The organism is Serratia sp. CY37869 (assembly GCF_052168895.1).
Lineage (GTDB): Bacteria > Pseudomonadota > Gammaproteobacteria > Enterobacterales > Enterobacteriaceae > Serratia > Serratia ureilytica.
Genome location: NZ_JBJNLU010000001.1, coordinates 652,258 through 664,975 on the forward strand (window position 1 = coordinate 652,258; position 12,718 = coordinate 664,975).

The following is a 12,718-nucleotide window of genomic DNA, read 5'->3' on the forward strand; positions in this document are numbered from 1 at the left end:
TTATTTTTTCAGCGCCGCAAAGGCGCGCACGATGGTGTCTATTTCTTCATCGCTGTGCGCGGCATTGACGCTGCAGCGCAGCAGGGTGACGCCCGCCGGCGCGGCCGGCGGCAGCACCAGATTCACATACACGCCGTGGGCGATCAGCTCGCGCCAGAAACGCAGGCCGTCCTCCTTCGAACCGATCATCACCGGCACCACCGGGCTGATGCGCGGCCCCAGGGTATAACCCAGCTCGGCGAGGCCGTGATACAGGCGGTGCGCGTTGCTCCACAGTTTTTCCCGCAGCTCGGGCTGGCGCGCGATTTTTTGCAGCGCCGTGCGCACCGACGCGATGCTGGACGGCGACGGCGAAGCGGTAAAGATATACGGCCGGCTGCTGTAGCGCAGCACGTCCATCCCCTTGCCGCCGACGGCGAAACCGCCGATCGAAGCCAGGCTTTTGCTGAAGGTGCCCATGATGATATCCACGTCTTGCTCGACGCCCAGCGCTTCGGCCAGGCCGCGGCCGTGTTCGCCCATCACGCCGAAGGAGTGCGCTTCGTCGACCAGCAGATATCCGCCCAGCCGCCGCTTGATATCGACGATTTCCACCAGCGGGGCGACGTCGCCCAGCATGCTGTAGATGCCTTCCACGATAATCAGCGCCTCGCGGGCGCGCTCGCCCAGGCGCACCATGCGGCGCTCCAGATCGGCGGCGTCATTGTGGCGAAAGCGAATAATCTCCGCGCCGCCGAGGGCGCAGGCGTCGTAAATGCTCGCGTGGCTGTCTGCGTCGATCAACACCACGGATCCCGGCCCCGCCAGCGTGCTGATGACGCCCAGGTTGGCGGTGTAGCCGGTGGAGAACACGATGGCGCTCGGGCGATCGAAGAATGCCGCCAGCTCCCGTTCGAGCGCCAGGTGCGATCCGTAGCTGCCGTTCGCCATGCGCGAGCCGGTGGTGCCGGTGCCGAGCGCGGCCAGGGCCGATTGGCCGGCGGCGATCGCCTGCGCATCGAACGTCAGGCCAAGGTAGTTATTGGTGCCGGCGAGGACAATCTTTTGATCGCCGATGCGCCCCTGAGTGGCGGAATAGACTTCGTCGATGCAGGTGCCGAACGGATTCAGGCCGGAGGTTTGAAACTGTTCGCGATCGCCCGCGAGCCGCGCAAACTTATCATACAGTCCCATGGTTTTTCTCCAGATAAGGGCGCAGCGCGTCAAGCAGTTGCTCAGGCGTTCTGACATCAAGCAATATATTGATCGGAATGGAGATATCTAATTCATCTTCCAGCATCATCAGCAGATCCAAGACTCTGATGGATTCCAGGCCAAGATCATTGACGAGATCGCTATCAGGTTTTATTTCCACTCCGCCTTCGACGATACCTTGCAAACACGTCAGGATATAATCCATTACAGCATCGCGATTTAGCATAAGAACGTTGACACACCTCTACTTGGAATAATTAAAACAGCCCTTCACGCAGCGCGCGTTCCAAACTCACTTGTGGAAACCAATTAATCTGTTGCGACAGCGCCTGATTGTTGGCGGACCAGTCTTGATGGGTTAATTCGCGTATTTTGCTGCGCGTCAGCATCGGCTCCTGTTTTATCAGGCGGTTCCACACCACGCTGATATCCGCCAGGGCTTTCAGCAGCGGCAGCGGAATGCCCACCAGCCGCACCGGCCCGTGACGCACGGCGGCGCCGATGTCCCGCAGGCGCAGCCAGTCATAGCCTTCGGCCACGCCGTCGCACAGTTCGTAAATATTCGACTGCGCGGGCTGCGCTAATAACCATTGGCCGACCGCCTTCGCCAAATCGCTCACGTGCAGAAAAGAGAGCCTGGCGTCAGGCGCGCCCAGCCGGGGCAGCACGCCGCGCAGCAGGCCGTTGAACAGCGGTTTCAGCTCTTTATCGCCCGGCCCGTAAACCGCCGTCGGGCGGAAAATCCCCAGCGCGATCTCGCCCGAGGCGGCGATCAATTGCTGCTCGGCGGCCTGTTTTGAATGGGCGTACCAGGACAGCGTCGGATGGCGCGCCGCCAGCGACGACATGAACAAGAAACGATTGCAGCGGCCGTTTTGCCTGGCCGCCTGCATCAGGTTCAGGCTGCCGGTCACGTTGCAGCGGGTGAACACCGCTTCCGCATGCCCGCGCACCTGGCCCGCACAGTGCACGACGCACTCGGCGCCGCGCACCAGTTCGGTGAGCGAAGGCCGGTCTTCCAGCGCGCCGGGGATCCACTGCAGGTTGTCCGCGGCGGCTTTGTCGGCTTGCCGCGTCAGGGCGCGCACGCTAAACCCCTGCGCCAGCAGTTCCCGGACGATATGCCGGCCGATAAAGCCGGTCGCGCCCGTCACCGCCACGGTGCCGCTCATTGCGCGAAACCGGCCAACTGCGGCATTTGCGGGTAGAGCGAAGCGCTCAGCCAGCGTTTCTTGGCTTCGGCGCGGGCGGGTTTGCCCGACGACGTGCGGGGAATGCTGTGCGGCGGCAGCAGCTCGATGTCCACCGCGATGCCGAATTCGCTTTGAATGCGCGCGCTCAGGGAATGCACGATCTGCTCCCGGCGCTCTTCCGAACTGACTCGGCATTGGATCTGCAAAATGATCCTGGCCGCTTCGTCGTGTTCTTCGGTCACGAAGGCGATCGCATCGCCGGAACGGATTTCCGGTTCGGATTCCGCGACGTACTCGATATCCTGCGGCCAGATATTGCGGCCGCGAATGATGATCAAATCCTTCTTGCGGCCGGTGACGTACAGATAGCCGTCCAGCAGGTAGCCCAGATCGCCGGTATCCATCCAGCCGGTCACCTGAATTTGCTGCTGGGACTCAGCATCGCAAAAATAGCCGTTCATCAGGCTGGGGCCGGAAATCGTGATATGGCCGACCTGGCGCTCCGGCAGCGGTTGCCCGGTTTCGCTGCGGATCTCGATGCGGTGGCCGGGCAGCGCACGGCCGCAGTTGACGAAGGTCGAGACGGCGCGGGTTTTTTTGCCCGGCGCGACCGCTTTACCCTCGTACTCCAAAATATCGCGGTCGACCGCGTTGGTTTGCGGGCCGGAGCAAGGATCGGAAAAGCTCACCGCCAGGGTGTTCTCGGCCAGCCCGTAGCACGGCATGAAGGCCTTGCTGTCGAAGTTGATGCTGCTGAAGTGTTCGCCAAACTGGCTGAGCAGCTCGGCCGGGATCGGCTCGGCGCCCACGCCGGCGACCCGCCAGCTGGAAAGATCCAGATCGGCCAGCTCTTTGGCGTTGCTGCGGCGCAGACACAGATCGTAGCCGAACGGCGGGGCGACGGACACCGTGCCGCGATTCTTGGCGATCAGTTTCAGCCACTGCATCGGGCGCATGGCGAAATCTTGCGTGCGCAGATAATCGACGGACAGCTGGGTCGCCACCGGCGTCAGCAGGAAACCGACCAGGCCCATATCGTGATAGAAGGGCAGCCACGACACGCAGCGATCGCCCGCGCGCAGCTTGATGCCGTCGCGACTGATCGCATTCAGGTTCGCCATCGCCGCCCGCTGGGTGATGATCACGCCGCGCGGGAAGCGGGTGCTGCCCGAAGTGTATTGGAGATAGGCGATATCGTCGGGCGAAGGCGCCGGCAGCGCGATCTCCGGCTCCGGCAATGCGTTGAAATCCGCGTCGCTGAGGATGTGCATCGCTGACGCGTTTTCCGTGGCGGAGGCGATGAGCGGCGTCCACTCTTCGCTGCTGATGATAGCCGCCGGGTTGCAGCTGGCGATCAGCCCTTTCAGTTTGGCGGTGTAGGAGTCGCGCTGGCCCACGCCCATCGGGATCGCCAACGGCACCGCCACCAGGCCGGCATATTGGCAAGCGAAAAAGGCTTCGACGAACCCCGCGCTGGTTTCGGCGATAAGCGCCACGCGATCGCCTTTCTTGAGCTTCAGGGACAATAAACGCCGCGCGCCCGAGATCGCTTTTTGCTGCAGCGTGCGATAATCGAGAACGGTCACGAGTTGATTGCGCCGATCGTAAAAATTCATTCCCGTATTACCGAGCGCCGCGTAATCCAACGCGTCCACTAAAGTGGGGAAGTCCGCATAGCGCATGGGAAGAGAATGAACGGAACTTGTTTCAGACATAGACAAACTTAGCCATAGATTAAAAATCACCAAAAGAGTTAAATCACTCTTGGCGAGGTAATTGATGTTTTACTATGAATAGGTTTTGAATAAGTTTGTTATTCAACCATCTTCATTCCGCGAATTGCGTATATTGCCGTACTTGAGCGGCACGCCGGTTATTAACCCGGTAGCGCGTGAGCGGCCTGCATTATCAGCCTTGAGCGGCGACCTGGAGATATACGAGAGGTGATTGTAATACCCGAGGTTCGCCGTTCTTTAGTCTGCATCTGTCGGGCAGGAAATACCTGTCTGCTCATAGGTTATGACCTCATGCATGGCTATCTTCGAACTTAAACACTTCCTAAACAGTATGCCGCAAGAAATCAAAAAGTGAATGCCTCATTTAAGTTGATTCTTAAAAAGAGCATTAAGTGGTAAAAATGGCGGCGCGCCACCTGATTAAAGTCGGTACACTTAAAGCGGCGGGTTTCTTTCGCCCAAATAGCACTAAATAATAAAAGAGCACGCATAGCGTAGCATGTCAGCGCCGCTTTGGGATTTCCTTTTTTTGTTTAATCACGCCGCCTCAGTGCGCGTGATAGGCAAATAATGCGCTGGTTCACAGGGGGAAATATTCGGTTTTTCTTATCGTTGAACCGGAGGCGATACACAATCCAATAAAAGAGAACAGCATAAAAAATGCTAAAGGCGTTGTCGCGCTCATATTTAATTATTTTATTAAAACGTAAGGCTATTTATGATCCGTATTGAGAAAGTTCTGGATAAACGCGAACTTAAAGAATTTATTGCTTTCCCTTCGTTACTGTTTCGTGATGACCCGAACTGGATTGAGCCGCTGTATTTAGAGCGCGAAGAGCACCTGTCAAAGAAGAATCCCGGCACCGATCATATCGAATGGCAGGCGTGGGTGGCGAAAAAGCAGGGGAAGGTCGTCGGGCGCATCACCGCGCAAATTGATTCTCTGCACCGGGCGCTGCACGGAGAAGATTCCGGTCACTTCGGCATGATCGACGCCGTTGACGATCCCGCCGTGTTCAGCGCGTTATTCACGGCGGCGGAGGAGTGGTTGCGGTCCAAGGGCACGCGGAAAATCACCGGGCCGTTCAGCCTCAATATCAATCAGGAAAGCGGCCTGCTGGTCGAAGGGTTCGACACGCCGCCGTCGGCCCTGATGACCCATGCCAAACCTTACTACGCGGCCCAGATAGCGCAGCAAGGATATAGCGAAGGGATTGATTTGCTTGCTTATTGGATGAAAAGAACCGACCTGCATTTTTCGCCGTCGCTGACCCGGATGATGGATCAGGTGCGCAAAAAGGTGACCGTTCGCCGCCTCAACCGCAAGCGCTTTCGCGAAGAGATGCAGGTGCTGCGCGAGGTGTTCAACTCGGGGTGGCAGCATAACTGGGGGTTTGTTCCGTTCACCGAGCATGAGTTCGCCACCATGGGGGATCAGCTGAAGTTCCTGGTGCCCGACGATATGATCCATATCGCTGAGGTGGATGGCGCGCCCTGCGCCTTTATCGTCGGGTTGCCGAACATTAATGAGGCGATTGCCGATCTGCAGGGGCGGTTATTGCCGTTCGGTTGGGCGAAGTTATTGTGGCGGCTGAAAGTCAGCGGCGTTCGCACCGCGCGCGTGCCGCTGATGGGCGTTCGCCAGGAATATCAATTCAGCCGCATCGGGCCGATTATTGCATTGCTGTTGATTGAGGCGCTGCGCGAGCCGTTCGCCAAGCGCAATATCGACGCGCTGGAAATGTCGTGGATCCTGGAAACCAATACCGGCATGCGGACGATTTTAGAACGTATCGGCGCGGTGCCTTATAAACGCTACCGTTTGTACGAAAAGACGCTTTAATCGACTGATATCGCATCGCCTTTTAACGCCATCAGGATAATAAGCGCATTGCGTGCGGCGCCGTTCGTTTTGGGGGACTGAGCGTGAGTGAAAGCATTGTCCCCAGAGTGGAACGGTTAAGGCCGTTAATTAATAAACCCGAGATAAATTCACGGCGCGTGATTTATTGAACCGCGATCGCCGTGATGCTGAAGAGAGCAGAATGCATGCCTGTGGAAAAGAAAAAGGGAATAAGCCGATTAACCTACAGCATAAGGAACTCCTGGGCCGGCTTTATTGACGCCGCGCTGACCGAAAATGCGTTTCGTGAATTATTGGTTATTAACGCCATTTTACTGGTTGTTACATTTACTCTGGATATTACAAAAATGGAGCGGCTGTTATTAATCGCCTGCAGTTTCCTGCTGCTGGTGGTTGAGCTGCTTAATACGGCGATTGAAACCGTGGTCGATCGCATTTCGCTGGCGTTGCATCCGTTATCCAAACGCGCCAAAGATCTGGGCGGCGCAGCGCAGCTGGTGGCGGTGATAATGACCATCATTATTTGGGGGACGGTGCTGCTGGGAGGATAACGGCGAGGCGCGCTCCGGCGTTAAACCGGTTGCTGCGGCTAAATAAGCGGCTATTATCGTTGCTTTACGCCTTTGGCGCCATGGTAAGGATAGGTTGCCGTTATGCCCGTGAATTTTGATCTCAACGATCTTTATGCGTTTCGCGCGCTGGTGGAGTACGGCAATTTTCGGCTGGCCGCAGAGTCCATCTGCCTGTCGCAGTCGGCATTGAGCCGCAGGATTGAGAAGCTGGAAAACGCGCTGGGCATCAAACTGTTCGATCGCACCACCCGGCGCGTGACCTTGACGCTGTACGGGCAGGCCTTCGCCGAACGTTCGGAGCAGCTGCTGATGAACGTCGAAGCGGTGATGGCTGATATCGATAAGGTCAGCCAGGAGCGGGTGGGGCTGGTCACCGTCGCCACGGTGCCGTCGGCGGCCTACTATTTCATGCCCGACGTGATACGCCGTTTCCGGCTTCGCTATCCGCGCGTGCGCGTTAAGCTGATCGACGGCAGCGCAGGCAATGTCATCGAGGCGGTCACTGGCGGCCAGGCCGATTTCGGCATCTGCTTCGCCGGGCGGCTGCAGCCTAATCTTGAGTTTGTGCCGTTGGTGGGGGACGTCTACGTGGCCGCCTGCCGGCGCGACCATCCGCTCGCCGGTAAAAAGAGCCTCAGCTGGCGGGAGTTTTATCAGCAGGATTACGTGTCGCTGGATAAAACCTCCGGCAATCGCAATCTGCTCGATCAGCGCCTGGAACACCTCGTGCCGGAACGCCCCAGCGTGTGTGAAACTCGCCATGTGACGACCATGCTGGGCATGGTTGAGGCGGGCATCGGCATTGCCGCCGTGCCCGCCATGTCGATGCCCGCTTCAGAGCACTCGGTGTTGACGTCGGTGCCGCTGGTCGATCCGGTGGTGAAACGCACCGTAGGCCTCATCAGACGCGGCGGCCGCATGCAGTCTTTCGTCGCCGCCGAGCTGGAAAAGCTGATTACTGAACAGTATCACTCTGCCTGACCGGCTGCGGCGCCGGCACGGTTCGCATGCCGGTCGCGCGAATGGTCGGCTGCGCCTGAGAGGAGGCGAGGAAGTCCAGCAGCGCTTTGCCTTCGCGGCGGTGCTCCGCCTTGGCGGTTACCGCGCCCGCGAAGCGGGTGATGTACTGCACGTTTTCAGGCAGCTCGCCGATAAAGGTCACGCCCGCCACGGGCAGCAATTCGCTGACCTGCTGGAAGCCCAGCGCGTATTTCCCCTGCGCCACTTCAGAGGCCACCGGAATGCGCTCAACCTTATGCGCTTTCCCTTTCACCTGTTCCTCGATGCCCAGCTTTTTGAACAGTTGGCCGCTGACATAGCGGCCGCTGGCGCTGTCGGAATAGGCGAAAGAGTCCGCCTGCAGCAAGACATTGCGCAGGTCGGCATCCGTTTTTATCACCGGCTTGGGCGCGCCCTGTTTGACCACCATGCCGATCGGCGAATCGGCCAGCTCCACGCGCGAACCCGGCTGGGTCCAGCACTCTTTTTCCAGTTGGGTGAGCGCGTCGCCCACCATGATCAGCACATCGGCTTGCTCTCCGCGCGCCAGCCGCGCGGGGATCGCCTGCGGCGTTTTGCCCATCGAGGGGCCGGACACCAGAATGATTTTGTCGCCGCTTTGGGCTTCATACTCCGGGGCCAGCTTCTCCAGCGCGGCTTTGAAGCCACCGGAGATCATGACGGTCACGTCTTTGGCCAGCGCCGCCGTACTGCAGGAGGCGCACACCAGCGCGGCGAGGATCGAACGAGTGAGTTTTTGCATGGCATCATTCCTTTTGAGATGGCGGCTTAGCGCGCGGTTTGCAGCGGCATGGCGATGCGGCGATACATATACAGCGTCGCCAGCAGGGCGCACAGCGCGGCGAAGCTCATCCAGTAGCCCGGTGAAGCCTTGTCGCCGGTGTATTCGATCAACGCGGTGGAGACTACCGGCGTAAAGCCGCCGAACACCGCCGTCGCCAGGCTGTAGGCCAGCGAGAACCCGGCCACCCGCACTTCCGTTGGCATGATCTCCGTCAAGGCCGGGATCATGGCGCCGTTGTAGAGGCCGTAAATGAAGGACAGCCACAGCAGCACGGCCAGCATCATGCTGAAGCTGGGCGCGGCGGCGAGCAGGCTCAGCGCCGGGTAGGCGGTGGCCAACGTCAGCAACGTCATGGCGACCAGCACCGGTTTGCGGCCGAAACGGTCCGACAGCGCGCCGCCGATGGGCAGCCAGATGAAGTTGGAGATCGCCACCAGCAGGGTGACCAGCAAGCTGTCGGAAGCGCTGAGCAGCAGCACCTTTTTGCCGAAGGTCGGCGCATAGACGGTGATCAGGTAAAACGCGGTGGTGGTCATGGCGACCATCAGCATGCCGGCGATCACCACCGGCCAGTTTTTCAGCAGGGTTTTAAACACGTCGCGCATCGCCAGGTGGTGACGGCGAGCGGTAAATTCCTGCGTCTCTTCCAGCTTGCGGCGCAGGAAGAAGATGAAGGGAACGATCAGGCAGCCGAACAGGAAAGGCAGGCGCCAGCCCCATTCGCGAATGGCGCTTTCTTCCAGCGCCGCATTGAGCGCGAAGCCCATGGCCGCCGCCACCATGATAGCCACCTGCTGGCTGCCGGACTGCCAGCTGGTGTAGAAGCCTTTACGGCCCGGCGTGGCGATTTCAGCCAGGTAGACGGACACGCCGCCCAGCTCCGCGCCCGCCGAGAAGCCTTGCAACAGACGCCCGCACAGCACCAGCAGCGGCGCCCAAAGCCCGATGCTTTGGTAAGAGGGGATCAGCACGATCAGGAAGGTGCCCGCGGCCATGATCGACAGGGTCACGATCAACCCTTTGCGGCGGCCGACTTTATCGATGTAAGCGCCCAGCACGATGGCGCCGATCGGGCGCATCAGAAAACCTGCGCCGAATACCGCGAAGGTCATCATCAGCGAGGCGAACTCGCTGCTGGCCGGGAAAAAGGTGTGTGCGATGTAGGTAGCGTAAAAGCCGAACAGGAAAAAATCGAACTGCTCTAAAAAGTTGCCGGAGGTGACGCGCAGTATCGCGCCGGTTCTGGCCCGGGTGGTCATGGGTGAGGTAGAGGAATGCATCTTTATCTCCAGTTTGTTATTGGCGCTTGACGCTGCGCCTGTTGCTGAAGACTCGCTCAGGAAAATAAAGTAAATAAGCGCAATAAACTCATGGCGTGATGCGTTTGACGCATCAATCGGCGTTAACAATGTTGCCTAACCCGATGTAACGTGGCGTTAACAAGTTTGTCGCTCATCGCCCGCTGCGCAGAACGCCGAAAACGTTATGCGCTTTTTGTGACAGGGTTCATAAAGGGGCGGCGGGGAGAGAAGGTAGTGACCAGGCAGTAACGGTTTCTGGGCCAGAGGGTTGTCCCGGCTGGGGATGGTGATATTTACCCGCTCACATCATCCTGTTCTGGCTTCAACCTAACCGCGGGATCGCCCAATACGACATAATTACGGATATCATCGCGCGCGATTTGCAATGCCAGCAAGTCAGCGGCGGGGACGGTTTGTCCATTCAGTTTGTTATTCAGTTTTTCCAACAGCCTGGTGCTTAGCACCCCCCACTGCCCGTTGAAAGCGTCGGTGGCCATACCGACGCGTTGGCCGGCAAGCAAGCGATGGATGACGTCACGAAATCGTTGGGGCTGCGCCATACCGATTTCAGAAACGAAGCTGGATGCCCACACCCGATCAATATGTCCCAGAGAAGCCAGAATGCCTCCCTGGGGAAGCGTCATGAGCTTTTGCGGCAGGCGGGCCGTCATCGCATGTGGCGCAATGCGAACGCGATCCGCTTTAGAGTGAAAGTTATCGAACGCCGGCGTACCGGCGCCATAGCAGGCAAAAAACAAATGGATCATGCCATGAACGTTGGCATGCTCTGGAATATCTTGAGCGGCAAACCAGTGTTCATGGGTAATATCGCCATAAGCGGGCCAATCCTGACACACCAATGCCCCTTGATGGTCCGCCAGTCGAGGGTCATCGGCCTGAAAGGCCATGCCGTGCGTGCCCGTGATCAGCAGCGAAGGCGGGTTATGTGGGGCACTGAGCAGGTGACTCAGGCAGGCTTTGGTCGCTTGCTCGCTTAATGAACTGTTTAACGCAAAGCGATACTTTTCACCCAACGGCCCGAGTGAACCTGTGCCAGCGCCAAAGGGAGTGGCGACATGCTTGATGAACAACTGGGTGGCGCGATCGAAATCATGGCGGGTAGCGAACAGTTCAATACGCCGAGCTGTTTTGCGAGTGGCATCTGTTTCATGGGCCACAACGCTGTCTGCATAGGCGGTAAATTCTTCCAGTGTGGGGAAATCCAATCGCCCAACCCCGGCGACGAGATCCAGCGCATATTGAAATTCAAACGGAATGGCCTCTGGCGAACCGATCAGGACAAGATAATAAGGCATGCCGAGATCGGGGTTAATCATGTCTAATGAGGAGCCATGACGATTAAGCCAGCCGCTGGCGCTTTCGCCCTGTCGGTAACCGTCCGGACCGGCGAAGATGCGGAGTGTGCCGCCGGCCTGCCGCCGTCGCAATTCAATCAGGGGGGCCAGCGCGGCCAAATGAGGTGCCGAGTCCATATTCGCGGCGAAGAGGAGCCCCCAGCCACTTTCGGACAGTTGGTCGGCATCGAACCCGAATTGCAGCCCCAAATGCGCTCTGTCGGGAAATGCCGCGCCGACGGTTTGTCCGAGCAGTGATTCAGCGGCAGACTGATGCTGCTCGTGCCGGCCCATGCTCCCGGTTTCCAATGGCAGCCCCGTATCGGCGTGAATGCCGAAAGCCAGTAGCGGCACCTGTTCTTCGTCAATCATGATGCGTCCGCCGTTTTGAGCGCCGCTTGCCAGAGCAGATGAGCCACTTCGGGGCCGGCAATATCGCTGTGCGAGCCGGAGATGCCGTCGCCATGGCAAATAAAATTGCTGCTGTTCACGTTATAAATGTGAGCCGGAACGAAGGCATAGGCGCCGGCGCGTGGCAACAGGGTAATATTGTGAACGGTCGGTATGCCACATATGCCCAACGCGCCAATTGCGGCATAGAGCGGGGGAAACATATAGGCGACCTGGCCTGCCACCCCTGCAGCCCAGGGATAAAGTTTGCCGACGGCCATGTCGCTGTCCGAGCGCGTAGCCACCAAAGGACCGCTGATTTTCTTTTCCATCAGGATGTTATTGAAGAATCCGGCCGTTTCATGTGATGTAGGGAGTGATGAGGTAAAGGACCAGATAGACATGGCGCCTTGGACCAATACGCAAGAGTTTATCGGGAATGGCAACGGCGTAGCGCCAGCAGGGCCCGCAATGGCCGCGCTGGCGACTATGCAACCGAAACTGTGTCCCATCAGATGGATGCGTACGGCGGGTGAGGCTTGCTGCATAGCGCGCAGCAGAGGATGCAGCCCTCTTTCGCCGACGTCTTTGGCTCTTTTCTTCATCGTCCAAAAAGTTAATTGCCGCAGAGGCGCCAGTAACGGGTTGTCGCCGACATCATTACCGAAGGCCACATTATTGACGGCTTCAGCCACGGTTTGATCGGGATCGAAAGGCAGACGATCGGCGGAGCCTTCACCCGGTGCGCCGTTGGCACCCAAATCCAGTGCGGCATTGAGCTCTAAATAGGCCGCACGCAAGGTGTCGGATAACGTCATTGACGCGGAGTCTGTGCGTACTTCATCAAAGATTTTATACAGCGCCGCCCGAACTTCCGGTGTGCCGCCGAGCGCCTCGATATGGAAGTCGATCCTTTCTCTCAATGTCTGAGTGTTAGCAGGGGAGAAACTGGTGTCTGAGGCCTCTTTTTCATCCCCCCATGCCAGACTGGGCCAGTGAAAGCCAATGTGCATTTCTTTAAACGAGGGGATTTGTTGCAGCATATGCAGGCGATCTTCATCCAGCGAGGCAAAAGCGCCGATCCAACTGTCAAATTGAGCGAAGGCTTTGGCCTTATCCTGATGCCAGCCGTGGCAGCGAATGAACACGTCGGTAATGCCATTGTCCACCAGGGATGACAGCATCAACTCGCTCAGTTTGCCGTTAGGTGCATCGGGATCGTTATCTAGTTCCGCGCCGTTTTTATCGGTGACAATCATGAAATAGTTTGTATCCGTTGTCGGGATCGTGCGGTATGGCATACAACCTC

11 protein-coding genes are annotated in these 12,718 nt (G+C 58.4%); 3 read left to right on the forward strand and 8 right to left on the reverse strand.

Annotated features, from left to right (window positions below; translation table 11 throughout):
- Genes spt through ACJ8J1_RS03235 form a run of 4 tightly spaced genes read right to left on the reverse strand, consistent with a single transcriptional unit; the run spans nucleotide 1 to nucleotide 4,102 of the window.
- Nucleotides 1-1,173 carry a serine palmitoyltransferase gene (gene spt, locus ACJ8J1_RS03220; RefSeq protein WP_033643763.1) on the reverse strand — a complete coding sequence of 391 codons (1,173 nt, stop codon included), beginning with the start codon at nucleotides 1,171-1,173 and terminating at the stop codon, nucleotides 1-3.
- Nucleotides 1,160-1,420, reverse strand: a complete 261-nt coding sequence (locus tag ACJ8J1_RS03225) for an acyl carrier protein (protein ID WP_015378483.1) — start codon at nucleotides 1,418-1,420, stop codon at nucleotides 1,160-1,162. Before ACJ8J1_RS03225 ends, spt begins: the two co-directional genes overlap by 14 nt.
- 31 nt (nucleotides 1,421-1,451) lie before the next feature.
- Entirely contained in the window at nucleotides 1,452-2,366 is a 915-nt protein-coding gene (locus ACJ8J1_RS03230) for an NAD-dependent epimerase/dehydratase family protein (protein WP_033643762.1), read from the reverse strand.
- A complete protein-coding gene (locus tag ACJ8J1_RS03235; protein ID WP_033643761.1) occupies nucleotides 2,363-4,102 on the reverse strand; it encodes a fatty acyl-AMP ligase in 1,740 nt (579 codons plus the stop codon). Before ACJ8J1_RS03235 ends, ACJ8J1_RS03230 begins: the two co-directional genes overlap by 4 nt.
- Before the next feature lie 739 nt (nucleotides 4,103-4,841).
- Between ACJ8J1_RS03235 and ACJ8J1_RS03240 the strand changes: the two genes are divergently transcribed.
- From ACJ8J1_RS03240 to ACJ8J1_RS03250, 3 genes are all read left to right on the forward strand, one after another.
- Nucleotides 4,842-5,966 carry a DNA-binding protein gene (locus ACJ8J1_RS03240; protein ID WP_033643760.1) on the forward strand — a complete coding sequence of 375 codons (1,125 nt, stop codon included), beginning with the start codon at nucleotides 4,842-4,844 and terminating at the stop codon, nucleotides 5,964-5,966.
- Between the two features lie 206 nt (nucleotides 5,967-6,172).
- Nucleotides 6,173-6,538: a diacylglycerol kinase gene (locus tag ACJ8J1_RS03245; protein WP_033643759.1), complete on the forward strand. Its 366-nt coding sequence runs from the start codon at nucleotides 6,173-6,175 to the stop codon at nucleotides 6,536-6,538.
- A 102-nt stretch (nucleotides 6,539-6,640) separates the two neighbouring features.
- Complete coding sequence (locus ACJ8J1_RS03250; protein WP_033643758.1) at nucleotides 6,641-7,540, forward strand: LysR family transcriptional regulator; 900 nt, start codon at nucleotides 6,641-6,643, stop codon at nucleotides 7,538-7,540.
- Here the strand turns inward: ACJ8J1_RS03250 and ACJ8J1_RS03255 are convergent.
- The 4 genes from ACJ8J1_RS03255 to ACJ8J1_RS03270 form a co-directional block, all read right to left on the reverse strand.
- Nucleotides 7,515-8,321 (reverse strand): substrate-binding domain-containing protein, encoded by an 807-nt coding sequence (locus ACJ8J1_RS03255; protein WP_033643757.1) that lies wholly within the window; start codon nucleotides 8,319-8,321, stop codon nucleotides 7,515-7,517. The genes ACJ8J1_RS03250 and ACJ8J1_RS03255 overlap by 26 nt on opposite strands.
- Before the next feature lie 26 nt (nucleotides 8,322-8,347).
- Nucleotides 8,348-9,643: an MFS transporter gene (locus ACJ8J1_RS03260; protein WP_033643756.1), complete on the reverse strand. Its 1,296-nt coding sequence runs from the start codon at nucleotides 9,641-9,643 to the stop codon at nucleotides 8,348-8,350.
- A gap of 314 nt (nucleotides 9,644-9,957) precedes the next feature.
- Nucleotides 9,958-11,391 carry a C25 family cysteine peptidase gene (locus tag ACJ8J1_RS03265; protein WP_033643755.1) on the reverse strand — a complete coding sequence of 478 codons (1,434 nt, stop codon included), beginning with the start codon at nucleotides 11,389-11,391 and terminating at the stop codon, nucleotides 9,958-9,960.
- On the reverse strand, nucleotides 11,388-12,710 hold the full coding sequence (locus ACJ8J1_RS03270) for a hypothetical protein (RefSeq protein ID WP_033643754.1): 1,323 nt from the start codon (nucleotides 12,708-12,710) through the stop codon (nucleotides 11,388-11,390). The genes ACJ8J1_RS03265 and ACJ8J1_RS03270 overlap by 4 nt, the downstream gene beginning before the upstream one ends.
- Nucleotides 12,711-12,718 lie beyond the last annotated feature (8 nt).